This window comes from Paenibacillus campinasensis (genome assembly GCF_002272015.1).
Taxonomy (GTDB): Bacteria; Bacillota; Bacilli; order Paenibacillales; family Paenibacillaceae; genus Paenibacillus_AQ; species Paenibacillus_AQ campinasensis.
Genome location: NZ_NPBY01000012.1, coordinates 35,736 through 60,782, shown reverse-complemented (window position 1 = coordinate 60,782; position 25,047 = coordinate 35,736). Strand labels below are relative to the sequence as shown.

General features: G+C 52.2%; 22 protein-coding genes. 8 read left to right on the top strand and 14 right to left on the bottom strand.

The window, feature by feature from the left end:
• Window positions 1-64 precede the first annotated feature (64 nt).
• Together CHH67_RS04085 and CHH67_RS04080 are read right to left on the bottom strand one after the other, a co-directional pair.
• Window positions 65-1,207 carry a glycosyltransferase family 4 protein gene (locus tag CHH67_RS04085; RefSeq protein WP_095263713.1) on the bottom strand — a complete coding sequence of 381 codons (1,143 nt, stop codon included), beginning with the start codon at window positions 1,205-1,207 and terminating at the stop codon, window positions 65-67.
• Between the two features lie 44 nt (window positions 1,208-1,251).
• Window positions 1,252-2,583: a UDP-glucose dehydrogenase family protein gene (locus CHH67_RS04080; RefSeq protein ID WP_095263768.1), complete on the bottom strand. Its 1,332-nt coding sequence runs from the start codon at window positions 2,581-2,583 to the stop codon at window positions 1,252-1,254.
• 369 nt (window positions 2,584-2,952) lie between these two features.
• Between CHH67_RS04080 and CHH67_RS04075 the strand changes: the two genes are divergently transcribed.
• The 3 genes from CHH67_RS04075 to CHH67_RS04065 all read left to right on the top strand — a co-directional run bounded on the left by CHH67_RS04075 (window position 2,953) and on the right by CHH67_RS04065 (window position 4,473).
• Window positions 2,953-3,315: a PadR family transcriptional regulator gene (locus CHH67_RS04075; RefSeq protein ID WP_095263712.1), complete on the top strand. Its 363-nt coding sequence runs from the start codon at window positions 2,953-2,955 to the stop codon at window positions 3,313-3,315.
• A complete protein-coding gene (locus tag CHH67_RS04070; protein ID WP_095263711.1) occupies window positions 3,281-3,958 on the top strand; it encodes a DUF1129 family protein in 678 nt (225 codons plus the stop codon). Before CHH67_RS04075 ends, CHH67_RS04070 begins: the two co-directional genes overlap by 35 nt.
• A 71-nt stretch (window positions 3,959-4,029) precedes the next feature.
• Entirely contained in the window at window positions 4,030-4,473 is a 444-nt protein-coding gene (locus CHH67_RS04065) for a hypothetical protein (RefSeq protein WP_095263710.1), read from the top strand.
• A 74-nt stretch (window positions 4,474-4,547) separates the two neighbouring features.
• On the opposite strand, the gene CHH67_RS04060 is transcribed toward CHH67_RS04065, so the two are convergent.
• Window positions 4,548-4,844 carry a nitroreductase family protein gene (locus CHH67_RS04060; RefSeq protein WP_141235845.1) on the bottom strand — a complete coding sequence of 99 codons (297 nt, stop codon included), beginning with the start codon at window positions 4,842-4,844 and terminating at the stop codon, window positions 4,548-4,550.
• A 152-nt stretch (window positions 4,845-4,996) separates the two neighbouring features.
• Window positions 4,997-6,025, bottom strand: coding sequence for a nitroreductase family protein (locus tag CHH67_RS04055; protein ID WP_095263709.1), 1,029 nt, complete (start codon window positions 6,023-6,025; stop codon window positions 4,997-4,999).
• A 423-nt stretch (window positions 6,026-6,448) separates the two neighbouring features.
• Between CHH67_RS04055 and CHH67_RS04050 the strand changes: the two genes are divergently transcribed.
• The gene (locus CHH67_RS04050) at window positions 6,449-6,949 is read left to right on the top strand and encodes a MarR family transcriptional regulator (RefSeq protein WP_095263708.1); all 501 of its coding nucleotides are present in this window, start codon (window positions 6,449-6,451) and stop codon (window positions 6,947-6,949) included.
• 21 nt (window positions 6,950-6,970) lie between these two features.
• Here the strand turns inward: CHH67_RS04050 and CHH67_RS04045 are convergent, their stop codons facing one another.
• The 3 genes from CHH67_RS04045 to CHH67_RS04030 form a co-directional block, all read right to left on the bottom strand.
• Window positions 6,971-7,900, bottom strand: a complete 930-nt coding sequence (locus CHH67_RS04045) for an alcohol dehydrogenase catalytic domain-containing protein (protein ID WP_095263707.1) — start codon at window positions 7,898-7,900, stop codon at window positions 6,971-6,973.
• Window positions 7,901-8,155: 255 nt separating this feature from the next.
• Window positions 8,156-8,878 carry an amino acid ABC transporter ATP-binding protein gene (locus tag CHH67_RS04035; protein ID WP_095263705.1) on the bottom strand — a complete coding sequence of 241 codons (723 nt, stop codon included), beginning with the start codon at window positions 8,876-8,878 and terminating at the stop codon, window positions 8,156-8,158.
• Window positions 8,865-10,307 carry an ABC transporter substrate-binding protein/permease gene (locus tag CHH67_RS04030; protein ID WP_095263704.1) on the bottom strand — a complete coding sequence of 481 codons (1,443 nt, stop codon included), beginning with the start codon at window positions 10,305-10,307 and terminating at the stop codon, window positions 8,865-8,867. Before CHH67_RS04030 ends, CHH67_RS04035 begins: the two co-directional genes overlap by 14 nt.
• 354 nt (window positions 10,308-10,661) lie before the next feature.
• On the opposite strand from CHH67_RS04030, the gene CHH67_RS04025 reads away from it, so the two are divergent.
• On the top strand, window positions 10,662-12,413 hold the full coding sequence (locus CHH67_RS04025) for an alpha-glycosidase (RefSeq protein ID WP_095263703.1): 1,752 nt from the start codon (window positions 10,662-10,664) through the stop codon (window positions 12,411-12,413).
• Between the two features lie 187 nt (window positions 12,414-12,600).
• Here CHH67_RS04025 and glgA read toward each other — a convergent pair whose 3' ends face one another.
• Together glgA and glgB are read right to left on the bottom strand one after the other, a co-directional pair.
• Window positions 12,601-14,037 carry a glycogen synthase GlgA gene (gene glgA / locus CHH67_RS04020; RefSeq protein ID WP_095263767.1) on the bottom strand — a complete coding sequence of 479 codons (1,437 nt, stop codon included), beginning with the start codon at window positions 14,035-14,037 and terminating at the stop codon, window positions 12,601-12,603.
• Between the two features lie 52 nt (window positions 14,038-14,089).
• On the bottom strand, window positions 14,090-16,066 hold the full coding sequence (gene glgB / locus CHH67_RS04015) for a 1,4-alpha-glucan branching protein GlgB (protein WP_095263702.1): 1,977 nt from the start codon (window positions 16,064-16,066) through the stop codon (window positions 14,090-14,092).
• Window positions 16,067-16,283: 217 nt separating this feature from the next.
• On the opposite strand from glgB, the gene CHH67_RS04010 reads away from it, so the two are divergent.
• Window positions 16,284-17,498 (top strand): glucose-1-phosphate adenylyltransferase, encoded by a 1,215-nt coding sequence (locus CHH67_RS04010; protein ID WP_095263701.1) that lies wholly within the window; start codon window positions 16,284-16,286, stop codon window positions 17,496-17,498.
• A 91-nt stretch (window positions 17,499-17,589) separates the two neighbouring features.
• On the opposite strand, the gene CHH67_RS04005 is transcribed toward CHH67_RS04010, so the two are convergent.
• The 5 genes from CHH67_RS04005 to CHH67_RS03985 form a co-directional block, all read right to left on the bottom strand.
• Window positions 17,590-19,050, bottom strand: a complete 1,461-nt coding sequence (locus tag CHH67_RS04005) for a sensor histidine kinase (RefSeq protein WP_095263700.1) — start codon at window positions 19,048-19,050, stop codon at window positions 17,590-17,592.
• Complete coding sequence (locus tag CHH67_RS04000; protein ID WP_095263699.1) at window positions 19,047-19,745, bottom strand: response regulator transcription factor; 699 nt, start codon at window positions 19,743-19,745, stop codon at window positions 19,047-19,049. Before CHH67_RS04000 ends, CHH67_RS04005 begins: the two co-directional genes overlap by 4 nt.
• 3 nt (window positions 19,746-19,748) lie before the next feature.
• Window positions 19,749-21,065 carry a hypothetical protein gene (locus CHH67_RS03995; protein WP_095263698.1) on the bottom strand — a complete coding sequence of 439 codons (1,317 nt, stop codon included), beginning with the start codon at window positions 21,063-21,065 and terminating at the stop codon, window positions 19,749-19,751.
• Window positions 21,066-21,115: 50 nt separating this feature from the next.
• On the bottom strand, window positions 21,116-21,835 hold the full coding sequence (locus tag CHH67_RS03990) for a phosphonate ABC transporter ATP-binding protein (RefSeq protein ID WP_095263697.1): 720 nt from the start codon (window positions 21,833-21,835) through the stop codon (window positions 21,116-21,118).
• Window positions 21,836-21,971: 136 nt separating this feature from the next.
• The gene (locus tag CHH67_RS03985; protein WP_244908076.1) at window positions 21,972-23,162 is read right to left on the bottom strand and encodes an MFS transporter; all 1,191 of its coding nucleotides are present in this window, start codon (window positions 23,160-23,162) and stop codon (window positions 21,972-21,974) included.
• Between the two features lie 126 nt (window positions 23,163-23,288).
• Here CHH67_RS03985 and CHH67_RS03980 point away from each other — a divergent pair, with 126 nt between their 5' ends.
• Together CHH67_RS03980 and CHH67_RS03975 are read left to right on the top strand one after the other, a co-directional pair.
• The gene (locus tag CHH67_RS03980) at window positions 23,289-24,206 is read left to right on the top strand and encodes an ArsR/SmtB family transcription factor (protein ID WP_095263695.1); all 918 of its coding nucleotides are present in this window, start codon (window positions 23,289-23,291) and stop codon (window positions 24,204-24,206) included.
• Between the two features lie 78 nt (window positions 24,207-24,284).
• A complete protein-coding gene (locus CHH67_RS03975; RefSeq protein ID WP_095263694.1) occupies window positions 24,285-25,022 on the top strand; it encodes an HAD family hydrolase in 738 nt (245 codons plus the stop codon).
• The last annotated feature ends 25 nt before the right edge of the window (window positions 25,023-25,047 follow it).

Genomic DNA, 25,047 nt, shown 5'->3' with positions numbered 1-25,047 from the left:
TTAGGTAACAAGGGGAGAGCAAGGATCAAGCCTGCCCTCCCTGTTCCTCTCCCTGTGCAGCGTCCTAAGCCGAAATTTCCTGCTTCCGGTTGGCAATTTGCAAGAAGCTGTTGATGAGTTTGTCGAAAATTTCATTCCATGACAATGTCAAGGCAAATGCCCGGGATTTCTCCGCAAAGGTGCGGCGGAGGCTTTCCTGCTCCAGCAGCAGGCTCGTATAGTTGGCGAAAGATTCCGTATGCTTCGCTTCACATAAGAAACCGTTCACGCCATGTGTGACCAAATGCTGCACGCCTCCCGCCTTGGCCCCGATCACCGGCAAGCCCGACGACTGGGCCTCCAGCACAACGTTCCCGAAGGTCTCAGTCGGGGAAGGAAACAGGAACAGATCAGCCGAGGCATATACCTTGGACAAGGCTTCCCCTTCCAGAAAACCGGTCCAAGTAATTTGCGGGTGCTCCTTGGCCGACAGCGTCTGGAACAACGGACCGTTGCCCACGATCAAGAGATGCGTCTCCTGCTTAACATGCTCTGGCAAAGCATGGAACGTCTCCAGCACAATATGCACATCTTTCTCGGGCGCTACCCGCCCTACGTAGAGCAGGATGTTTTTCTCCTTGATATTGTATATCTCCCTGACGCTCCGCGATTGTTTGGCCGGTGAATAAAAGTGGTGGTTCACTCCCCTGCCCCAGATGTCGATGGAAGGATGGAAATTCCGGCTTAGCAGCTTCTCGCGTGTGCTCTCCGAAGGCACATAAACCCGATCGAAGGGCTGGTGAAACCACTGTAGATACTTCCAGATCCACTTGGTCAGAAACGTAGCGTGATAATAGGCCAAATAATCATCAAAGTGCGTGTGATAGGACGCAACCATCGGAATTTGATGTTTCTTCCCATAATGGAGACCGAACAGGCCCAAGTTAAAAGGCGTTGCAACATGTATCAAGGTCGGCTTGAACTCATCGAGCGTCTGCCGAATGTGAATCGGGTTCGGAATCGCCAAGCGGCAATCCGGATACAGCAGAAACGGGATGCTCATAAACCGTTCAATATGAGGCACCTTCGGTACTGGAGTTCGACCTTCCGGGACGAATAAGCGATACGCAATGCCTTTCGTATCCAGATAATTGGTGTAGCGCTTCAGCGTGCGGGCTACCCCATTCACCTCCGGGGCATATGTGTCTGAAAAAATCGCGATTCGCATCTTTTCACTCCTTTTATCCGTGATCGCATCATTGCCTGCTGTCCTCATGAATGCAACAGGTGACTCGGCTGCCGCTCATTGACGGCAGGGCGGCCAATGGAGTAATACTCCACCCCTGCCCGTTCAGCTTCCGCTAAAGCGTAGCAATTGCGCCCATCAAAGATAATCGTTTCCTTCAACGTCTCCTGGTTATATTGAAGTAGTGGAAAACTACGGATTTCATCCCATTCCGTAACGATAATGCTCGCTTCCGCCCAGTCCAGCGCCTCCTTCATGCTGCCTGCAAACCGTGCGCTTTCGAGAACCGGATTTCCTTTGGCCTGATTCACGATCGGATCATACACGATGAGCGAGGCGCCAGCCTTAAGCAGCTCCTTCATCATGACTAGCGATACAGCCTCCCGGATGTCATCGGTATTCGGTTTGAAGCTGAGGCCAAGGATAGCCACCCGAAGATTGCGCAGGGAGGAGAATCGCTGTTTCAATTTATCCAGCACCACATATGGGCGCTGCTCATTCACTATACTTACAGCCCGCAGCAGCTGCAGCTCGGACTGCGCAGACTCTGCCATATGCAGCAGCGCTCTGATATCCTTCGGAAAACAAGAGCCGCCATAACCAAGGCCCGCCTGTAAAAATGGTGAACCGATCCGCCGATCAAGCCCCATTCCATGGGCGACTGCATCCACATTGGCCCCCAGCTTCTCGCATAAATTCGCCATCTCGTTAATGTAGCTGATCTTCGTTGCCAGAAAAGCATTCGAGGCGTATTTAATCAGCTCCGCGCTTCGAGGATCGGTGCGAAAGACCGGCGTTCCAAACGGCTTGTGCAGCTCGGTAACGATGTCTGCGGCGCGGTCGCTGTCCGCACCAATGACGATCCGGTCCCCGTGATAGATATCGTGAATCGCCGAGCCTTCCCGCAGAAATTCAGGGTTGGATACGATGTCAAACGGGCAGTTTGTGTGCTGCTGAACCATCGCTCGCACCTGTTCATTCGTTCCGACCGGCACGGTGCTTTTGACCACAATGACGGTGTACTGCTCAATCGCTTTGGCGACTTCGAGCACCGCCTGCTCGATGTAGCTCACATCCACAGCTCCGTCCGGCCTGGATGGCGTTCCGACCGCTATACAGATGACATCCCGAAAGCGATATGCGTCTGTCGTGTCGGTGGTAAAGCGAAGACGCCCATTCTGTAAGTTGCGAACCATCAGCTGCTGGAGTCCAGGCTCGTAGAACGGCACTTCTCCCCTGCTAAGCTTCATGATTTTCGCGCTGTCGACATCTGTACAAATAACTTCATGACCGATCTCTGCGAAGGTCACGCCGGTCACTAAACCAACATAGCCAGTTCCAACCACGGTTATTTGCATGCGGCCCTCCTCCATTTCATTCAGGACTTGATGGATGCCATCCATCCTCCTGGTCGCCCTTTGCGTTTAGTGTATCAAGCGAATATTAAGGGACTGTACGGCTTTCATAAAATTTATAAATCCCGGCTTTAACTAAAATTTTACGAATGTTGGAAATTTATTTGATATAAACATGAGATCCATATTCCTACTTGAAATACAATCCGCATTTTGTTAAAGTAGACACAAGCTACTTTGCGATGCAAGGTAGCTGTTCACGAACCAGCTACCTGGTTATGCAAGTTACTTGGGAGGGCTCATGCCCCCGATGAAGGCCAGAGTGCCTTTTTATTTTCGCCACTATATGGTTATACAAGGTAGGTGAATAAGTTGTCGGTGCGAAGCCAGTTATTAAAGGGCATTCTGGAAGGGTGCATTCTCGCTGTCATATCCAAGGAAACGATATATGGCTATGAACTGACGATGAAACTCCGGGATATGCGGATCGAGGTTAGCGAAGGCTCGATTTATCCGATATTGCTACGTCTGCAGAAGGAACAGCTGATTGTTGGCGAGATGCGAGAATCGCCCAGCGGGCCCAACCGGAAGTATTACACTTTGACAGATAAAGGCGAAGAAGCGCTGCAACAATTTAGGATGCATTGGGATGCGCTCAAAGGCCCTGTCGATGAACTGATGCAAAAAGGAGGAGGAGCACATGCACACCAAAGATCTGATCGAGGAAAACAATAGAAAGCGCGAGCTGCTGAACGAGGAGAACGAAAAGTATTATACCGGCCTGCTGATCTACATTCGGACTTCATTTAATAGGTCTGAGCAAGAGACCGAAGAAATTCTGATGGAGGTGCTGGACCATCTGCTCGAAGCGCAGCAGAATGGCCGTACGGCAGAGGAAGTGTTCGGCAATGACCCGAAGGCGTATGCCCAGGAAATTGTCGGCGAACTCCCGACAGCCCTGCCCAAGGAAATGTTGAAGCTGGTGGCCATCGGCGGCTTTACCTTTCTCGGTATCTTTTTCTTTACCACCGGGCTGCTATCGACCATTCTTGGCTACGGCTTCAATCTGGGGAAATCGGTGTATGAGTTCCACACGGGAAGCTTGGCGGTAGGCGTCATTGCTTCGCTTCTTCTGGGCTGTCTATTTATTTACGGGCTGTTCGCATACATTCGCTGGTCCGCGTTTCGCAAGATCCATAAATGGAAGGAAATCGCCATCGCCTTCCTCGTTGGCGGGGGTGCATTCGGTCTGTTCGTTGCCGGCCTTTACTTCATGCCTTCATTCGGAACTCCGCGTGTCGTGATTCCTGTATACTGGTTAATAGGAATTGGTGCTGTACTCTATGGGGCTGGCCAGTGGCTAACGAAGAAGAAATGAGCGGCCTTAGCCGCCTTCTACCCAATGAAACAGCCACTCATCATGATCCATAATGGAAAGGAGCCGCAGAGATGAGCTTATACGTCCGTCCGATGATCAAGATCAGCGCCGCTGCCATTTCATCTGTGCTAACCAGTGCCGGGCTGGCATGGTACAGTTACACGCCGCCGGATGAAAGGGCGGCCGAGGTTGCATATTATTCCTTTGGAGGTATGTTTGCGATTCTGTTCCCCCCTGCCTTCTTCCTGTTCTTTATCTTTGGCGCCATTGTATCCTTATGGCTCGATCAGCGCATGAAAGGATATGCCAGGTGGACCGGTGTGAAGAAGGCGATTGTGATGATTTTCTCGTATGCAGTGATCGGCTTGATTGGGGGCCTGGCCGTTTCCCTTTCAATCTCGCAGTTCGGTTTCATGTATTACGGGATTCCAGGCGCGCTGCTGTTTTTGGCGGTGCAGAGCCTGCTGCAGGCAGGAGCAGCCAAGATAACGAGCAAGACTAACCCTCGTCACTGAGCCGGGCGGCAAGCCCCTGCATCGAAATGCAGGGGCTGTGCGCACCGTTATTCCTTTCACTTGCCCTGCTGTAATTACATGATCGCATTCCGATGCATGATCCGCTCTACAGGGTGCCGTACCGTCGGATGGCCGTCCTTTATGCCTTTACCAATAGCGATCAGCATGACATCCAAATAGCGGTCCGAAATATTTAACACCTCTTTCAATTTCCCCGAATCGAAGCCGGACATCGTGATTGTGTCTACCCCCGCTTCCTTGGCCAGCATAACAATTAACGCCGAAGCCTCCACCACCTGTTGTTGATGGTAAGCGCCCGGCAGAAACGCCGCTCGAAGTTTCGGGTCGTCAATGATGAGATATCGGGTCAAAGGGCTGGAGCCCGATCATCACATCCCGTGCGATCACTCCTAGGCTTGCCAGAAAGAAACTACCCGCTCCGTCCTTCACACGGATGGAGGAGCGGGGCAGCTTGAGAAGCACAACGCTTGATGGGCAGCAGTTGCCCGGGAAGGTCAACCGATCAGCGATAGGAGATGCGTAAGTCAGTAGCCTCGGCTCCGGATATCGTCTCACCTTCTCCCCCAAGCTCCAGCACCGCAACAATTCGCTCCTGCGGCAATACTCCCAGCCGCTTGCACCACAGCTCATCATATGTCCATGCCGGGATGCTGCGCCGTACCGGCCATTGCCTGTACTTGGCCAGCAATTGAAAGTTCTGAATCAAGCAGCACACGGCTGCGTAGTCCTCTTCCTGTTTGTGCAGATCCGCTTCCTCTTTCGCCACCACGACCAGGAACGCCTCCGCGTTGCTTGCGGAAGATGCTCGCCATTCGGCGGCTGTATCGCCTTCGCTCACATAGATAAAGCGCCACGGCTCTCGCATCCCATCGTTCGGCGCCCATACCGCCTCATTCAACACCTCCAGTACCGCTGCCGAGGAGATCCGGGCTTGATTCGCTCGAACGGCCGACCCTCTCATTCCCCCGCCGATTTCGGTCCATTTCTTCTCCGCGGGTGTTCTTCTCCGGGCTCTCGGTATTTTGTCAAAGTAACCCATGTTCAAGATGCCAGCCAACCTTTCCCCGTCCTGCAAACCGATCTCCTTGTAAAAAGACGCGCCATATACCATTGGATCCGTGTACCAGAACATGCCGAGCCCCTGCTCCCAGCCGAGCAATTGAAGGTTCTGCATGATGCTGCATACCGCGGCATAATGTTCATCTCGCGCCCGTTCATTCTCCCCCGGCTCCGCAATAAAGATCAGCTGAACAGGAACATCCATCGCTTGTTTGGTGATCATATCGACCATTTTCGCCGGAATAAGTTTGCCAAGACCGCTTTCCCTCACTTTAGCGACCATGCTCTCAGCAAGCCTGAGGCGGGATGCTTCTGTCCCGTAATAGATGCAGCGCCAGCAAGGTGCCGCCCCCTCGGCTTCGTATAAGCTCGCCGCCTCCTTCAGTAACGAGATGACGAGCTCTTGCGCGACCGGCGTCTCATTGTATTTCCGAATGGATCTTCGTTCCTTTATCGTTATGGCTGCAACCATTCCTGACCCCTCCTTCATCACATTGTTACGTAGTAAACAAAATAGATAATCATCATGACGGCATAAAACGGATGATCCCCTATATAAAAGCGTCGATGAAAACAGCGTTGAATCAACCTATAATCGAGGCTTCCCCTTTCCAGTCCTAGGTCCCTTCTCTGTTTTTGTTTATAAGTAAACTATAATACTGTCAATGATCACGTGTCAAATCATTTTCCGGGTTGGTCATATCTGTGGGAATACAGCACCAGTAATTCAAAAGTCTTATAAAAAAAGGACCGTTTGATGATCACAGGAGGTTTAGCAAGCGAAATTGAGTGTTCAACTTGATTGTGATATATTAGTTTACATCCAAACAATACAAGAGCAGACGGAGTGGACGAGCCCTCCGCTCTTTACTTCTAATAAAAGGAGCCCAGCCCCATGAGCGCACCTGAAGGAATCAAGCGTTTGCTGTATGAACGTTTTCTCCATTTCACACATATCACCGATCCCATTTCCGCTGTCGAAATTGAGGAGTTTGCTGATCTTGCAAGGCAGCATGGGATCAGCTCATATCCAAGCAACGTCACAAGCGTCCACGTCCTGGACTGCATCGGCAACCATGAGCCGATCAACAATACGAATATTGCAGAGAAGATGAATTTATCCAAGGCCAGCATTACGAAGATCTGCACCCATCTGCTTAAGGAAGGATTTATTAAGCGAAGTCAATTGAAGGACAACAAGAAAGAGGTGTACTACAGCCTGACCCCGAAGGGAAGGCACATTTATGAAGTCCATGCGATCCTGCACCAGATGATGGAACAACGGTTTATCGAATCCATGGACTCTTTTTCGGAATCAGAGCTTCAAGCAGTGATCAAATTTCTCCAGTTCATGATCGACCATCATAAAGACGGCTTCATGAAAGGAAGCCAATAAGCGTAGCTGCGGAACGGCCGATCAATACTCTACCAGCACCTTTAACGGATGCTGGGTTCCATTGCCCAGCGCTTCAAAACACGGAATAAGCTGCTGGCTGCTGATTTTCATTTCATACAGGTCACGCAGCGTGGAATCATGCAACTTGAAATTGGCAAAATACCACTCGGCATGCTTTTGATAATCCCAGCCATCACTTGAACCGACAATTCGCAGCTCCTTCTCATAAAACGCCGGCTGCAACACAAATTCATCTCGATTTCCGTCGGACAGAATACAAATATGCCCCTCCTTCACCAACGCTCGCTGCAGCGTGGCAAAAGCGCGGTTGTAGGCCGAACATTCGAAGCCATAATCATACCGATCCGCAAGACATTCCTCCGGATCATGGAACACATTGGACGCCCCCAATCGAGCCGCCATCCTTCCTCTGGAACGATTCGGCTCCAGGACATCGACATGCCGGACATTCTGATATGCCTTCAGGAAATGAAGGGTTAATAGCCCCATCGTTCCCATGCCGGTAATCAGCACGCGATCATTCTCTTTAGGCTGAAGTTTCAGCACGCCCTTGGCGGCGTCGCACGACAATATGACGAGCAATGCATCGGCAGCCTCAATGCCTGGCGGCACGCGGATGGCTTTGTGCTCCTTCACCCTTTCATAATCTTTATGGCCGTAGAAGGCGACGACGCGGTCGCCAACGTTTAGCGAACGGACCGCTTCGCCAACCGCGATCACTTCACCGTAGCTTTCATATCCCGTCTCTTTCGGATAGCTGGATTGCGAATCCACGGCATGATGCCCCCGATATTGTGCGATTTCCGCTCCGATGCTGATGGACCCGGCCATCGTTTTAACGAGCACCTCGTCCTTCGAAAGCTCAGGCAATGGCTTACGCATCCACTGCAGTTTTCCCGCTTCAAGCAGTACAAGCCTTTGTTGCTCCATGTTTCCAGCCGCCCTTCGGTTATGTATTCGTCGTAGCGTGGCCCCTTCGTACTTGCCCGCTCCTAGCCGTTTCAATCCCCACCTCGCGCTTACCTACAACTTGCACGCACAGATACTTACACCACTCTAATTCGACATAAACCAACAACCTCCTGCCAATGACAGGAATGAAGCCAATAACATAAAAGCGGTATATCAGCTGACTTTCCAGCTCATATACCGCCATCCGGGCATGCTTCACGAATTACTGTTTCCTTACAGCACCTTGCTCAAAAACTCCTGCGTCCGCGGATGTTGCGGCTGGCCGAACAATGCCTCCGGCTCGCCTTCTTCGACGATTTTGCCACCATCCATAAACAGGATGCGATCGCCAACCTCGCGCGCAAAGCCCATTTCATGCGTGACGATCACCATCGTCATCCCGCCCTCAGCCAGCTTCTTCATAACCTCAAGCACCTCGCCCACCATTTCCGGATCCAGTGCTGATGTAGGCTCATCGAACAGCATGACATGCGGCTGCATCGCCAGCGCACGCGCAATCGCAATCCGCTGCTTCTGTCCACCGGACAGCTGCGATGGATAGGCGTCCTTCTTGTCCAGAAGGCCTACCCGTTTCAGCAGATCCTCGGCAATCACGACCGCGTCCTGGCGGCTCGTGCCCTTCACCTGCATCGGCGCCAGCGTAATGTTGTCCAGCACGCTTTTATGCGGGAACAGATTGAACTGCTGAAACACCATGCCCATTTTCTCGCGCGTCGCATTGATGTTGTGATTTTTGGCGGTAATCAGCTCGCCTTCGAACATAATCTCCCCGCTCGTCGGCTGCTCAAGCAGGTTCAGGCAGCGCAGAAACGTACTTTTTCCCGAACCGCTCGGACCGATCACAACGACAACTTCCCCCTGGGCGATTTCAACATCGATCCCTTTCAAAATATCCAGCTTGCCAAACGATTTATGGAGATTTTTAACGGTTATCACTTGCGCTCAACTTCCTTTCCCAGACACCGAGCAGCTTCGAAAGCACGAATGTCAGAATAAAGTAGATCATAGCGGCCACCAGCAGCGGATTTAGAGGCGCAAAGGTCGAACCGCGCAGGATCTGGGCCTGATACATAATGTCATATACCCCGATAAAGGATACAATCGAAGATTCCTTAATGATGACAACAAATTCGTTGCCGATTGCCGGCAGTATGCCCTTGATCGCCTGCGGCAGTACAATATGGCGCATCGCCTGCCGTTTCGTCATGCCGAGCGAGCGGGCCGCTTCCAGCTGACCGCGGTCTACGCCCTGAATACCTGCCCGGAAGATTTCCGCGAGATAGGCGGCACTGTTCAAGGACAGGGTAAGGATACCGGACTGGATTGGCGTAAAGGTAATGTTGAATGCCGATAGGCTGTAATGGATAATGAACAGCTGCACCAGCAGCGGTGTGCCGCGCACAACTTCTATATAGGTAGTCGCAAGCAGCTTCACGACTTTCACCTTCGACATGCGCATCAGGGCGATGAACAGCCCGAGGATGAAACCGAACACAACGCCGAGTGCAGAGATCAGCAATGTGAACTGAATACCCTTCATATAATAGTCGCGGTATTTCCAGAAGAACTCGAACATATTCAGACTGTCCTTGGTCCGTCCGGCCGCGAGGTCACTGGCCTCATCGACAAATTTCTCAATGAGGTTGTCTTTCTTCAGCCGTTCCAGTGTCTGATTGATGCTGCTGAGCAGCTCATGGTTGCCTTTGCGGACACCGATCGCATATTCATCATTCTCGGCCGTCGGCTTGGCGTCCGTGATGACCATCGTTTCTTCGTTCATATTCGTTCTGGCAATCGGATACTCGGCTAGAACCGCATCCACCCGGCCCGATTCCAGCTGCAGCAGCAGATCCGGAATTTTATCCAGCGCCACGACGTTCGCCCCGGGAATCCCCTTGGCGATGTTCTCCTGGATCGAGGACTTCTGCACACCGATGCGCGCCCCTTCCAGTCCTTCCATCGTGTTGTACAGATGCTCCTCGCCTTTGCGGACGATGACCGATTGCTCAGCGGCATAATACGGGTCGGAGAAGTCGATGCTTCTTCTTCGCTCTTCGGTCGGGTTCATCCCCGAGATGACAAAATCCACCCGGCCGCTTGTCAGCTCCGGAAGCAGCGCGTCAAAGGACGTGTCCTTGATAATCAGCTCTGCACCAAGGTCCTTGGCAATTTCCTTCGCAATTTCGATGTCAAAGCCTACAATCGTATCGACACCGTCAATCTCTTTATGAAATTCGTAGGGTGCATAGTCTGCGCTTGTTCCAAGGATGATCGTTTTCTTCTCACCCTCCGCTTGGACGATACTGCCCATCATCAGCAGCACGGCCATGAACAAGGTCAGCCCTATTGTCAGTTTGTTTCTCATATGTGCTACCTTCTCCTCTTAAAATATATTGCATCAGGACTTAACATGATCCTTACCTAAAAATCACAACTGGGCTATTATAAAACAGGATGCATGATTATGCAATGTAAGTCGCTCACTTTTCATAATCTTTCATAAAAAGTACATTTTTTGGGGAGTGCATATTCCGCTCCGGTCCGTTTCATCTTATGGAGAGCAGCAGCGCGTCTCGTCTAGAAGAGTTGCAGCACGCCTTACGAAATAGCTGAGCTAGTCAAGTTATTCGTTCCTCTGATTCTTAATCCGGTCGCTCGGTTATTTAATAGTCAAATCAGGATTTTGCAAAGTCCTGCAACACATCAGGAGGTGCAAGCCATGCTGCTTGAAGCGCTATATCATGTTCCTAGAGATAAATGGGCCTATGCCTATGATCCCGCTACCATTCATCTGCGGGTCCGTACCAGGAAGAACGACGTGGACTCCGTGGTTGCCATGACCGGTGACAAGTATGATTGGGAGCGAACCTACTTCGAGATTACGATGGAGAAAGCCGCCTCTGATGAAATGTTTGATTATTGGGAGTGCGCCGTTCGCCCCAAATACAAACGGTTATCCTACGGCTTCCGCATCCATGATGGCAAGGATACCGTATATATGGTCGACAGCGGCATCACATGGGATTATCCGCATCCTCCGGCCGGTTACTTCGAGTTCCCCTACATACATGAAATTGATGTATTCAAGGTGCCGGAGTGGGCCAAGGAAGCGGTATTCTACCAGATTATGACCGAGCGTTTCGCCAATGGCGATCCTGACAACGATCCGCCAGGCACGGAGGAATGGGGCGGGCAGCCTGCAGTCGACAACTATTTCGGAGGCGATCTGCAAGGGGTGCTTGATCATCTTGACGATCTGGTGGAGCTTGGCATCAACGCGATATACTTCACGCCTCTCTTCCGCTCTCCGTCCAACCATAAATACGACACCGTTGATTACAAACAGGTTGACCCACATTTCGGCGACAATGAGCTGCTGAAGCAGGTGGTCGACGCTTGCCATGAAAGAGGCATACGGGTCATGCTTGATGCGGTGTTCAATCACTGCAGCGAACAGTTCCCTCCGTTCCAGGATGTGCTGAAGCATGGGGAACAATCCAAATATGCGGACTGGTTTCATGTGAACAAATTCCCTTGTGAAGTGAAGGATGGCATCCCTACCTATGATACGTTCGGCTTCTTTGGCAATATGCCCAAATTTAATACGGCCAATCCGGAAGTGAAGGAGTACCTGCTGGACGTAGCGGAATATTGGATCAAGGAGATCAAGCTGGACGGCTGGCGGCTCGATGTTGCCAACGAGATTGATCATCATTTCTGGCGGGAGTTTCGGCAAATTGTCAAGAGCGCCAACCCCGACGCCTACATCGTGGGCGAAGTGTGGTCCGACTCCCTGAACTGGCTGCTCGGCGACCAATTCGATTCGGTCATGAACTATCCGTTCGCCGACAAGGTGCTCGAATTCTTCAATGGCAATATGGACGGACTGGCCTTCGCCAATCAGATCGGCGGGCTGCTGATGCGTTATCCGCAGCAGACGAATGAAGTCGTATTTAACCTGCTGTGCAGCCATGACACCCCAAGGCTGCTCACCCGGCTTGGCGAGGACAAGCGGCGGATGAAGCTGTCGGTGGTGTTCCTGTTCACCTTTATGGGCACGCCGTGTATATTCTACGGCGATGAAGTCGGGCTGTCGGGCGATGGCGATCCGGACTGCAGACAGTGCATGGAGTGGGACCCGGAGAAGCAGGATCTGGATCTGTACGATTTTTACCGGATGATGATCAGCCTGCGCAAGAACTTCCCGGCGCTGCGTCAAGGCCGCTTCCGCTTCCTCCAGGCGAACCGGAACGATCCATCCATCGTCTATGAGCGGGCGGATGACCAGTATCACTTCATTATCTGGATGAACAACAGCGAAGAGAAGCGCACCTTGTCCCATCCCATTGTAACGACCGATTGGTATGATGCTCTCCTGGATGAGCCGGTCAAGCCTGTGGACGGCACGATGCACATTGAACTGGAGCCATACGGATATCGCATCCTTTGCCGCAAGCTGAAGTCCAGCTGATTCCCCTTCACAGCTGTGTATAGGTACAAAAATTAAATGAACTGAGACTTCCCAAAAGTAATCTTCAGACCTTTCTTGACGAAGCACGCCCCGATGATTTCTGCCTGAGCAGGAGTCACCGGGGCGTTATTCTTATCGTTTAGAGGACAATCGCTGTATTATCGCTTAAGTCCCATTGTCCCTTCTGTCACGATATGCTGTGTACACGGCGGTAAATATCCACATACTGCCCCGCCGATACGAGCCAGCTGTAATCGCCGTTCATCGCGTTTTTGCTTACTTTCCGCCAATGCTCCGGCTGGCGGTAGAACGAGGCGGCACGGCGGATCGTATACATCATGTCATGCGCGTTGTACGCGGCAAACGTGAAGCCGTTCCCTTCGCCGGTAAATTCGTTATACGGCTGCACCGTATCGTTCAGGCCGCCCGTCTCTCTTACGATCGGGACGCTGCCATAACGCATCGCAATCAATTGACTGATGCCGCATGGCTCGAATTTGGAAGGCATCAGGAACAGATCGCTGCCGGCATAGAAGCGACGGGATAATCCTTCGCTGAACCGAATTTGGGCGGACATTTTGTTCGGATACCGATTGGCTGCTTCCCTGAACCAGTGCTCATACGAAGGATCGCCCGTGCCAAGCACCACGAACTGAATGTCATCATAATACAGCAGCTCGTCAAGGACGCGGATGACCAGTTCCAGCCCTTTCGAATCGACAAGGCGGGAGACCATCGCCATCATCGGCACATGGGGAGCGACCGGCAGATTCAGCTCCTGCTGAAGCTCGATTTTGTTCTGCATTTTTTTATCCAGACTGCTCCGGTACTTCACGGCAATATGCGGATCACGGTTCGGATTATAGCTCTTCGTATCAATACCGTTCACAATCCCGCTCAGCCTTTCGCCCTGCGCGGACAGCAGGCCGTCGAGGCCGTAGCCGTAATAGGCGGTTTGGATTTCCCGTGCATAAGTCGGACTGACGGTTGTCACATGATCGGCGTAGACGATGCCCGCTTTCATAAAGTTCAGATTACCGTAATACTCCACGCCTTCCGCATGGAAATGGCGGCTGTGAATCCCGAGCAGGTCCACAAGCACCTCGTACGGATAAACCCCCTGATACAGAAGGTTATGTATCGTAAATACGGTTTTAATCTCAGCATAATAAGGATCATGGCGGTATCCATCATGCAGCAGCAGCGGAATCATAGCCGTATGCCAATCATGACAATGCAGCACATCCGGCTTCAGGCCGATAACCGGCAGCAGGTCCAGAATCGCCCGGTTCAGGAAGGAGAATCGTTCGCCGTCATCCATGTAGCCATAGATACCATCTCGCCCGAAGTAATATTCATTGTCTACAAAATAGACCGGCACCCCTTCCCAAATGATCCGGCTGACTCCGCAGTACTGCTGTCTCCAGCCGACCTGCACCTTGGTCTCGCCAATAAACTCCATTTGGCTTCGATATTCCTCCGGAATTCCCCGGTACTTCGGCACGATAACGCTGACGTCCACCCCAGCTTCCTGGAGCGCTTTGGGCAGTGCGCCGATCACATCGGCCAGACCGCCCGTTTTAATAAACGGCACACACTCCGAAGCGGCAAACAACACCTTCATATTATCTTTGGATTCAGACATGCTCTCTTCTCCCTCCGTCCATTTCATTGGATTACAGTCGTTTAATTTTCTCTGTCTGTGATGAAGCTTGACGTGCCGCAGACCGTTTAGCGCTGCTGCGCCGCTGCGGGCTCTTCTTCTTCAGCATGACAATGCTAAGCGGCGGAAGTGCAATTTCCACGCTGCATGGCTGATCGTGCCATGACAGCTTCTCTGTATGCAGCGGTTTCGGGTTCAGCATCCCTTCCCCGCCATAATCGTGGTGATCGGAATTCAGCACCTCGACATATTCCCCTGTGCGCGGCATGCCAATCCGGTACCGCTCATAAGCATGCGGCTGGAAATTGATGACCACAATCAGCGTGTCACCGGCTCGTTTCCCTTTCCTCATATATATAATCACGCCCTGCTCCGCATTATCTGCGTTGATCCACTGGAAGCCTTCCCAGCTGTGATCCAGCTCCCATAAGGCGCGCTCCTGCTGATACAGCTTATTCAGCGCCGCGGTATAGGCAAGCTGCCGGCGATGGCTGTCATAATCGAGCAGAAACCAATCCAGCTGATCCTGGTCCTTCCACTCGATGAACTGACCGAATTCAGCGCCCATGAAGGTCAGCTTTTTGCCTGGCTGCGTAATCTGGTACCCAAGCAGCAGACGTAATCCGGCAAATTTCTGCTCATAGGTGCCGGGCATCTTGTTCAAGAGCGAGCGTTTGCCGTGAACGACCTCATCATGGGACAGCGGAAGCGCGAAATTTTCCGAGTAGGCGTAACACATCGGGAACGTCAGCAGGTGATGCTTCTCATGCCGGGCCCCGAAATCAAGCTCCATATACTTCAGCGTATCGTTCATCCAGCCCATGTTCCATTTGTAGTTGAAGCCCAGACCGCCCTCATGCGACGGAGCCGTCACGCCGGGCCAGGCGCTCGATTCCTCGGCCATCATCAAGGAGTTCGGGTAATAATGAAACACCGTTTTGTTCAACGTTTGCAGAAAGGCGACCGCTTCCGTATTGTCAAGACCTCCCTGCGCGTTTCGGCTGTACTGTTCTTCTCTTTTCTCAAAATCAAGCCGGATCATGCTCGTTACCGCATCCACCCGCAGACCGTCAATATGATACATTTCCATCCAGAATATGGCGTTTGAGACGAGGAATGAGACCACTTCAGGCTTGGAATAATCAAAAGAAAGCGTTCCCCAGCCCGGCTTTTCTGCCTTTAACGGATCTGCGTATTCATACAGCGGCGAACCATCAAACAAGCGGAGTCCGTGCGCATCCTTGGCAAAGTGGGCAGGCACCCAGTCCAGAATCACCCCGATGCCGACTTGATGGAGACGGTCGACCAGATACATGAAGTCATGCGGGCTGCCATAGCGGCTTGTCACGGCATACAGACCGGTTTCCTGATAGCCCCAGGACAGATCGTAAGGATGCTCGGCAAGCGGCATCAATTCTACATGGGTGTAATTCATCTCCAGCACATAAGGCACCAGCAAATCAGCCAGCTCACGATATGTATAAAAGGAGCCGTCCGCCTTCTGACGCCATGTGCCGACATGCAGCTCGTAGATGTTCATCGGTTTGGCATAAGGAGCTCTTCGCTTGCGCCGCCACGCGGCATCGTTCCAGTTGTACCCGCTTAGATCTGTCACGACAGACGCGGTATTCGGTCTCACTTCGGCGTGAAAAGCATACGGATCTGCCTTCAGGAAGGACGCCCCATGCTGGTCGGTGATGTGATATTTGTACAAATTCCCAGCCTGAAGCCCCGGAAAAAAACGACTCCAGATCCCGGATTGGGGCATCCTATATAACGTGTCTTGCGAGCCGTCCCAACCGTTCCAGTCCCCTGCGACCCCGACCTGCCTTGCGCAGGGGGCCCAGACGGTAAAGCGTACTCCCTCTTCTCCGTTTTCCCTTGCAGGGTGTGCGCCCATCCATCGATAGCTGTGAAATGAAGTTCCTTCATGGAATAAGTACACTTGTTCAGGAGTTATGCTTCCTTCCCTGACTTCTTGAGCATTCAATACTTATCACCTGCTTCGGCATAAAATTACAGTTATTAATGCTATTAACCCATTTTAACCAGCTTGAAAATAACAAAACATCTTTTGCTTCCCATCTCACGAAACACCAATACAGCAGTGTAAATTTTCATTTCAATATTTCAATATAATCGTTTCAAACCCCGAGCATGTCGGTTATGTAAGTATCAACGTTGAAAAAAATTGGGAGGGAAACGTGATGAAGAGAAAAGACTGCATCGCTATGCTTCTGGCCGGAGGTGAAGGCAAGAGATTGGCACCTCTGACCTCTAAGCTGGCAAAACCTGCTGTACCTTTCGGCGGGCATTACCGGATTATCGATTTTCCTCTCAGCAATTGCGTGAATTCCGGCATTGACACGGTGGGAGTATTAACTCAATATGAGGCAGATTCACTGCACAGACATATCGGGGAAGGCGATCCTTGGGGTCTGACACGCAGCGGCAGAGACGGGATTTCACTGCTGCCTTCGTATGACACAGACCAGAAGGAATATCTTGGTACGGCAGATGCTATTTATAAAAATATGAAATATATCGATGAACAGAATCCGGAGCATGTGCTCGTGTTGTCCGGAGATCACATTTACCATATGGATTACAGGCAGATGCTTGATAATCATAAGAACAGCGGGGCATCGGCCACCATTTCGGTGATGGAAGTGCCATGGGAGGATGCGAGCCGATTCGGTGTCATGAGTGTGGATGATTCCCTGACGATTACAGAATTCGCCGAGAAGCCGGCAGAGCCGAAGAGCAACCTTGCCTCGATGGGCATATACTTGTTCCGGTGGGATTACTTGAAGCGATATTTGATGGAGGATGCGCAAGATCCGCAGTCCAGCCATGATTTCGGGAAGGATGTCATTCCGAAAATGCTGGCGGGCAACGAGCCTCTTCTCGCCTACCGCTTCCAGGGCTACTGGCGTGATGTCGGTACCGTTCAGAGCTTGTGGGAGGCCCACATGGACGTCCTGAGAGGACGTGAGCTTGTGCTGGAACGTCAGGATTGGCCGATGTTCACACGTCCATGGCTGACCAGAGCGACGGCGGCCCGCGCCAGAATGACGGATTATGCCGACTGCCTCATCCACGATCAATGCACCTTTGAAGGCAAAGCCAAAAGCTCGGTCATCTTCTGCGGTGCCGAGATCGGCAAATATTCCTTGGTGAAGGACAGCGTCGTTATGCCAAACGCCAAAATCGGCAAGGCTGCTCACATCGAGCATGCCATTATCGGCGAAGGCGCTGTGATCAAGGATGGTGCGGTTGTGCAGGGATCACCCGGCCATGTTGTCGTGGTTGGTCCATACGAGACCGTACTGCCGAAACCGACCGTGCGTACACAGCCTGCGCGTCTGCTGCAGGATGTTTACGAGAAAGGACGGCTTCGCGCCAACGTATCTTCTTCTTGATTCAAATGAATACGAAAGGGGCATCCCAAGGTGTTGTGTCAGCCTGGGATGCCCCTTTTTCTCATGATGGGAGAGCTTATGCTATTGTTGTTCACGCGAGCGGATGATGCGGATTCATGGCCTCTGCCCCGAATTCAGCATCTTCGCTCTGCGCCCCGGGAGGTTCACCCTCCGGCAGCGGCAGGCGAACCATCACCGAGGTTCCTTCGCCGAGGACGCTCTCCATCTCCATCGAGCCGTGGTGGAGCTCCACCAGCTGCTGTGTAATCGCCAGTCCCAGCCCTGTACCGCCATTAAGCGGATTGACCTGGAAGAAGCGATCCTTCACGCGCCGGAGATGCTCCTCGGAGATGCCAATGCCTTGGTCGCGCACCGTCACGGTCACAAACTTCTCCTCCATCGTGAAGGATAGCGTGATGACGCCGTTCTCGTGGGAGAATTTGACCGCATTGTCGACGATATTGAGGAAAATCTGCTTCAACCGGTTGGCGTCGCCGTGTATGACCGGCTTTTCCTCCGATTCGAGCAATATTTTGACCCCTTTCTGCTCGGCCTTGGCCCACAGGTTCAGTATAATCTCCTGCAGCAGCTCCTTGAGATTGACGCTGCTCATGACAAGCTTCATCTCGTTCTGCTGCAGCTTCGCGAAGTCCAGCAGCTCCTCCACAAGACCGATCAGCCGGTCCGTTTCCTTCGTGATGATCTGCATCCCCAGCTTCGTTTCCTCTGGGTCGTAGCCGCCCACATTCAACGTCTCGCTCCACCCTTTAATACTTGTGAGCGGGGTTCTAAGCTCGTGGGAGATCGATGAGATAAAGTCATCCTTCACCTGATTGCTTCGCACGATTTCCTGTGCCATATAGTTCAGCGTCGAGGAGAGTTCTCCCAGTTCATAGCGATAATCGCCCTTGATGCGAACATCGAATTTCCCCTTCGCCATCTGGGCGGAGACGGTCGTTATATTGTTGATCGGCTTCACAATCGAATTCGCCAGACCGATGCTGAAAGCCAGCACCGTGGCCAGTACTGCCGCACCGATGCTGATCGCAAACAGCGTGATGTTCATCAGCTTGTTGTTCATTTTCTCCAGCGAGGTGACATAGCGAAGCACATATTGATCCTCCCCGCCCTGAACGAGCTGGGACACCGCCATCACGATCTGCCCCGTACCCGGATCTCGCCCCACCCACCGGCTGGTGTCCCCTGCCAGCGCCTGGGTGAAATCACTGGACGCAATCGTCTGCTGAGTGTCAAAGCCGGTCGAGGTGGTCAGCACCCGGCCGGATGTATTCACGATTTGAAGCTCGGTATTATCCAGATCGAAATGTCTCAGCATTTCTCCCAGCTGATTCACGTTATCCGAATTCGGCAGCCGGAACGGCTGATAGAAGTCGTTGGCCAGCCGAATATGGTTTTGGATATGATTGTATACCGTATCATAATAGTATGTTCGTATCGCGATGAGAAAGATAATCTCAACCAGCAGCAGCGCCATAAACACTACCAGAAAATAGTGCAGCACAATCTGCCGCTTTATGCCTTTTTTGATCATTGTCCCTGACCCTTCCATTTATAGCCGTGTCCCCATACCGTCTGGAGAAATTCCGGCTCGGAAGGATTTTCTTCGATTTTTTGACGCAACCGTCGGATGTTCACATCCACAATTTTGGGATCGCCCATATATTCCTTGCCCCACACATGGTCGAGCAGCACATCCCGGCTAAGCGGCGTATTTTCTTTCTCGAAAAAGAACTGAACGAGCGAAAACTCGGTTGGCGTCAGCTCGATCAGCTTCCCGTTCTTCTTGAACTGCTTGGTGATCAGATCCAGCGAGAACGGTCCGGACTGGAAGGATACTTTCGCGGCTCCGGCCCGCTGCACATTGACCCGGCGCAGCAGCGACTGGATGCGCGCGATCAGCTCGGTCGGGCTGAACGGCTTGCTGACATGGTCGTCAGCGCCGACGGACAGCGCATAGACTTTATCCTGCTCCTGCACCTTGGCGGTCAAGAAGATGATGCCGAGCCGTTCGTTCGTTTCCCGAATTCTGCGGCACACTTCAAATCCGTCAATGCCCGGCACCATAACGTCCAGGAGTGCAATGTCGATATCCGGCGTTGACTGCAGCATCGACAGCGCTTCGTTGCCGTTGCCGGTCTCCAGCACATCAAAGCCGTTGCGCTTCAGATTGATGACTATAAAACTGCGAATCGATTCTTCGTCTTCAAGGATGAGCACTTTACTCAAGATTTAGTTCCCCTTTCTTTCGATAGGAGCCACATTGTTGCTTGGCTTATTCTCTTTTTTGGTAAACTTCAAATCCCCGTGGCTGCGGTAGGCAATGACCCGGTTCTTATCTCTGATCAGCACGTTCCAGCCCGGATCTGCTTCAGCCCACTGGGTCATGTTGAAGAATTGAATTTCCGCGACCGACTCCCCCGTCTCCGTCTTAACAAAGTTCAAATAACTTTCCTTGTTGGATTCCGGCGTGATCGTAATCTGGTTGTAGAGCTCCTCCGGAAAATTCAAATAGAAACGGTTGTTGATATCATGATAACGCTGCAGCACGAAGTTCAATGTGCCTTTTTTGCCTTCCTCGGACAGCTCCCCGTCCCACTGATAATACGTAGTGAAATACGGAATTTCCTCATACAGCCTGCTTTCCCATCCGACCGGCGTCTCCGGCACCCCGATCTCCAGAATGCCATCGCCGTTAATATCCTCGCTATCGATCGGAAACGGCTTATAGGTCATCGAGTCATCCTTAATGACATCGATAAACTTGTTGTCCTCCATAATGATCAGCTTGGTAAAGGAATCATTCGAGGATACGAGCGTATCCAGTATAATCCCTTCTTTATCCTCCGCCACTTCTCCTGCGACAATATTGTAATAACTCTCCACGTTGGACCCAAGGTCCAGCCGGTCGATTTCACTAAACGTCTTATCGAAGATGTTATATTGATACGTCACAATATAGGACAGTTCGTTCTTCTGGAGGGATACAACCGTAAGATCGTTGGCGCCGTCTCCGTTCATATCTCCGATCTCAAAGTGCGTATAAGGAAGAGGAACCAGCTTCTCCAGCGCATCGCCTGTAAACTGATAGACGATCAGCCCGTTTTGCAGTTCCCTGTCCCCGCGCGAGAAACCGGCCACAATCTCATAATTGCCGTCGTTGGTCAGGTCCACGAAATCGAATGATTCCAGTACGGTCCCTTCCCCGTCAAAATTCAGCTTCTTTACCCAGGTGTCGCCCTGCTGCTGCAAAATCATACCGTGCACCTGAATCTCTTCATCCGGCGTCTGGTAGAAGACCACCGCCTCAAGAATGCCGTCATTGTTCAGATCCTCGATCCGGATCTGACTGCTGTCCGTATCGCTGCGCGGCCTCAGAATCGATGCCCCTGTTGGAAGCTGAGACTGGATCACCCCGTTAAGCGAAGCTTTGTCCGCAGGCAAATCCGGCGTTTTAATCAAGGATATCGGGTCCTCAATGAAGGAGCAGCCGCTCAGCATGATGACGAGCAGCAAAGAAGACAGAGCCTGCACTATTTTGTGTCTCAATCCTTATCAACTCATTTCTATTATAAGCGCCATTGTGGGCGACTATGGTTTTACAGCCTGGCTTTCTCGCCATGTGTCAGCCTTCTGCCGGTGACATCCACCACAATTTGACCATCGGCCAGCCCGATGATACGGGTGCAGAATTTCTCGGCCAGCTCGATCGGAATGACCGTGATGACCGTCAAACGTTCCTCCTCGCATAGCGATTTCAACGTCTTCAGAACATGCTCGGCAGAGCCCGGATCAAGTCCCATCACCGGCTCATCAGCCAGAATGACCTTCGCGCCATGCACAAGGGCACGGGCAATCGCGATGCGCTGCTTCTCTCCCCCGCTCAGCTCTCCGGCCTTGCGATGCGCTTTGTCAAGCAGCCCCAGATGCTCAATCGTATCCATCGCTCCCATATAATCATCGGAACGGACCATGCCGGTCACCATCCGCCACCATGGCGTCTGACTCGCTTGTCCGATCAGTACGTTCTTCAGCGCGGTCCGGTTCACATTGAGCGTCGGATTCTGCTCGAGATATGCCCACTCCCTCTTGATTGTCCGTTTCCCCGAGGGATTCATCATATCTTCTCCGTCAATGAGCAATTTGCCGCCGTCCCATCGTTCCTTCATCGCGAGGCAGCCCATCATCAGACTTTTCCCGCTTCCGCTGGCACCGATCAATCCGATCATTTCCCCGGTTTCCATCTGGAAGCTGATATCTTTGAGCACAGGGGTTCTATCAGGTCCAACTGTCTTCTTAAGCCGTTCCACTTTGATCATCTATTCGTCTCTCCCGTCAAGTGCATATTCCTACTCTCTAGTTTAGAAGAAAGCGGCGGCAAATTCCATGAGAACACACGTTCCCTTCGGTGCCGTGCCCTCTTGATATACCAGTAGATGCAGCCGACAAGAGACTCTATAGCGATTCTTGATCCGCGGTTGATTTCTTTACCTTAAATAATATGCCGGTACATGCGAATAAAATGTATAGTCCGCCAAGAAGTACAAACATGCCGCCATTCCAGCCGGTCCCGAGGATCGCCCCGCCTGCGTTCGGTCCGGCGATACTGCCGGCATTGAAGTGAAACGAAGCCACCACATTGGCTGCAGGCAGCAGCGTGCGCGGCAAAATATCTGCCGCATAGGCAAGTCCGAGCGAGAAGAAGGAACCGACGAATCCGCCGGCGATCGTCAGCAGAACCAGCGTCATCCAAAAACTCGTGCCCGCCAGCGGTATAAGCAGGAAGCAGAGTCCCCCGGTAATACCGGCGAACGTCAGCACCCGTTTGCGGCCGAACCGGTCGCTCCACATGCCGAGCGGAAGCTGCAGCAGCAATCCGCCAATGCCGACAAAAGGCAGCAGCGCCGCGATCTGCTCTACCGTAAACCCGGTGCGCAGGCCATATACCGGGAAACTGCTGTTAATGCCCGACTCCATATATCCATACAGAAACGCCGGAATTAACGCATACCAGGCCAGCCGATAGCTGGTGCGGTATCTTCCTCCTCCGGCCGTCTCCGTGCCCTGGCTCCGCTCCGGCTTCAGATCCGGCAGCTTAAACAGCACCACAACCAGCAGCAGCAAGAACAGAACTGCCAAAATAATAAACGGTACGGCCTCCCCGTATTTCAGCAGGGAGATGCCAAGCGGACCGATGCTGAATCCGATCCCGTAGGACATGCCGTAGAACGATATGCTTCGCCCGCGGTTCTCCGGCGTTGACATCATCAGAATCCACAGCTGTGACGCATAATGCAGCGCGCTGTCCCCGATACCAACCAGCAAGCGCAGCACGAACCATAGCGCAACGCTTGGGATTAACGGAAAAGCAAGCAGCGAGAGCATCACCAGCACAAGACCGGCGGCAATCAGTTTCTTGAAACCTACCCAGCCGAGCACCCGCTCGGCCACCAGCGTCATGGCGAAGGAGCCGACATACAGCGCCGCCGCGTTCAGTCCGTTCATCGTGGACGATATGCCCATCCGCTCCAGAAATATGGCCAGGACCGGAAGCAGCAGGCCTTGACTTAGACCTGCAGCAATCACAACCCCTATAAGTATAAAATAATGAATGTTCCCCTGCCGGGTATGTCCAGCTTGTGTCACGAACCACGCTTCCCCCTCTGTCATAAAAGCAAATAATCAAACAGCCAAATGAACATTATAGTGGACAACCCCATTCGATACAAGCCATAATAATTACAATGCCATCACTTGGGAGGGTACTTATTCATGACATATAAAGTTCATATCGATGTATCCACAGTATACGAGCTGGTCAGCAGCTTTATGGTATATGCAACAAGGAAGTGGACGGACAATCTGGACATTGGCAAACAGCTCATTACGCGAATGGATGCCTGTCTGCCCCAGCCGGTGCGCGTGCAAATGGGCGAAGCGCGCTTCTGGCCGCTGGCCGATTATGATGTGCTGTACGCCATCGTTATGCTGAGAGGAGAGCATGATGAGATTCCGGACTTTCTGCACTGGCTGGAAACCTCATCCTCCGATGAGCTGCATCGCCTGCTCGCCGAGCATATTTCCTGGCTGACGGCGGATGAAACGAACCGAATTCGCACAAGCTATACACCGCTATTAAAGCTGTGGCACGAGCATTATTTTGCCGAAGTAGAGAGCGATCTTCGCCCCCTGCTGCAAGAGGATGCCGAAGAGAAGCAGCTGCTCTTGACGAAGATGGATCCGGAAAACTTGATCGAATATGCCTCCAGCGGTGTCATTCTCGATCACGTGCCGCAGACAAACGTTACGCTGTTTCCAGGCACTCACTTTCGGCCGATCAACACATACTGCTTCTATGACAATCTGATTCTGCTCCAGTATCCGATTGATATTCCCGAAGAAGACGAGGATGAGCCGCCTGTCGTGCTGCTGCGCATGACCGAAGCGCTGGCGGATCCGGAGCGGCTGAAGCTGCTGCGCTATATCGCCGATGAGCCGAAGGCCGTATCGGAGATGGCGGTCGAGCTTGGACAGCCCTACGAAACGCTGATGCACCATCTGATGATTCTAAGAGCGGCAGGACTGCTTCGATCCCATCTGAAATCCGAGAATAACGAACGATTCAGCCTGCGGCCGGACGGCGCGTCAGAGCTGCAGATGTTCCTGGAGAATTATATTCGTCTGTCCTAAAAGGTGGTGTGCTGGGCCTGTCACCGATAAGAGGATGAAGCAATTTTATATTTTCCTGCACCGAGAAGGAGATCACTTATGAACCAACAATCGCAGCATCTTATCTTTGATTTGGATGATACATTGATTCATTGCAATAAATATTTCGAGCTTGTTCTGGGAGAATATTTCGAGCAGATGACCGCCTGGTTTGAGCCGTACGGGCTTACCACCGAACTGGTTCGCGCCAAGCAGATCGAAATCGATGTGGCCGGCGTGAACAAGGTGGGCTTCGCCAGCGTGAACTTTCCTGAGTCGCTCATTGCCACCTACCGCTTCTTCAGCGAACAATACGGACGCGAGTTGAACGCGGAAGAAGAGAAGCAGCTGTTCTCGCTCGGAATGAGCGTGTATGAACAGGAAGTTGAGGCTTATCCCGGGATGGTCGAAACGCTGGAGCGGCTTCGCGGCGAAGGCCATCACCTGTATCTGTATACCGGCGGGGAAGCTCGGATCCAGCAGCGCAAGATTGAGCAGATGAAGCTTGCCGATTATTTTGACGATCGTATCTATATTCGCCAGCACAAAAACGTAGAAGCGCTTGAGAACATTCTCACGCTGAAGCATTTCGATCGCCATTGCACCTGGATGATCGGCAATTCGTTGCGTACCGATGTTATGCCTGCCCTGTCGGCCGGCATCAACTGCATCTATATCGAACAAAAGCTGGAATGGGAATACAACCTCGTTGAAATCAACGTCAAGCCGCATCATGTGCTGTACACCGTATCCGCCCTGACCGAAGTGCCGGAGGTCATCCACAACCACCTCACGTAGTACCTGTTGTCATTGAGGCATCGCC

Excerpts from the sequence above, each read along its gene's own strand:
- CHH67_RS04085 (WP_095263713.1), bottom strand. The coding sequence starts at position 1,207 with ATGCGAATCGCGATTTTTTCAGACACATATGCCCCGGAGGTGAATGGG.
- CHH67_RS04080 (WP_095263768.1), bottom strand. The coding sequence starts at position 2,583 with ATGCAAATAACCGTGGTTGGAACTGGCTATGTTGGTTTAGTGACCGGC.
- CHH67_RS04070 (WP_095263711.1), top strand. The coding sequence starts at position 3,281 with ATGCACACCAAAGATCTGATCGAGGAAAACAATAGAAAGCGCGAGCTG.
- CHH67_RS04065 (WP_095263710.1), top strand. The coding sequence starts at position 4,030 with ATGAGCTTATACGTCCGTCCGATGATCAAGATCAGCGCCGCTGCCATT.
- CHH67_RS04055 (WP_095263709.1), bottom strand. The coding sequence starts at position 6,025 with ATGGTTGCAGCCATAACGATAAAGGAACGAAGATCCATTCGGAAATAC.
- CHH67_RS04050 (WP_095263708.1), top strand. The coding sequence starts at position 6,449 with ATGAGCGCACCTGAAGGAATCAAGCGTTTGCTGTATGAACGTTTTCTC.
- CHH67_RS04045 (WP_095263707.1), bottom strand. The coding sequence starts at position 7,900 with ATGGAGCAACAAAGGCTTGTACTGCTTGAAGCGGGAAAACTGCAGTGG.
- CHH67_RS04030 (WP_095263704.1), bottom strand. The coding sequence starts at position 10,307 with ATGAGAAACAAACTGACAATAGGGCTGACCTTGTTCATGGCCGTGCTG.
- CHH67_RS04025 (WP_095263703.1), top strand. The coding sequence starts at position 10,662 with ATGCTGCTTGAAGCGCTATATCATGTTCCTAGAGATAAATGGGCCTAT.
- glgA (WP_095263767.1), bottom strand. The coding sequence starts at position 14,037 with ATGAAGGTGTTGTTTGCCGCTTCGGAGTGTGTGCCGTTTATTAAAACG.
- CHH67_RS04010 (WP_095263701.1), top strand. The coding sequence starts at position 16,284 with ATGAAGAGAAAAGACTGCATCGCTATGCTTCTGGCCGGAGGTGAAGGC.
- CHH67_RS04005 (WP_095263700.1), bottom strand. The coding sequence starts at position 19,050 with ATGATCAAAAAAGGCATAAAGCGGCAGATTGTGCTGCACTATTTTCTG.
- CHH67_RS03990 (WP_095263697.1), bottom strand. The coding sequence starts at position 21,835 with ATGATCAAAGTGGAACGGCTTAAGAAGACAGTTGGACCTGATAGAACC.
- CHH67_RS03980 (WP_095263695.1), top strand. The coding sequence starts at position 23,289 with ATGACATATAAAGTTCATATCGATGTATCCACAGTATACGAGCTGGTC.
- CHH67_RS03975 (WP_095263694.1), top strand. The coding sequence starts at position 24,285 with ATGAACCAACAATCGCAGCATCTTATCTTTGATTTGGATGATACATTG.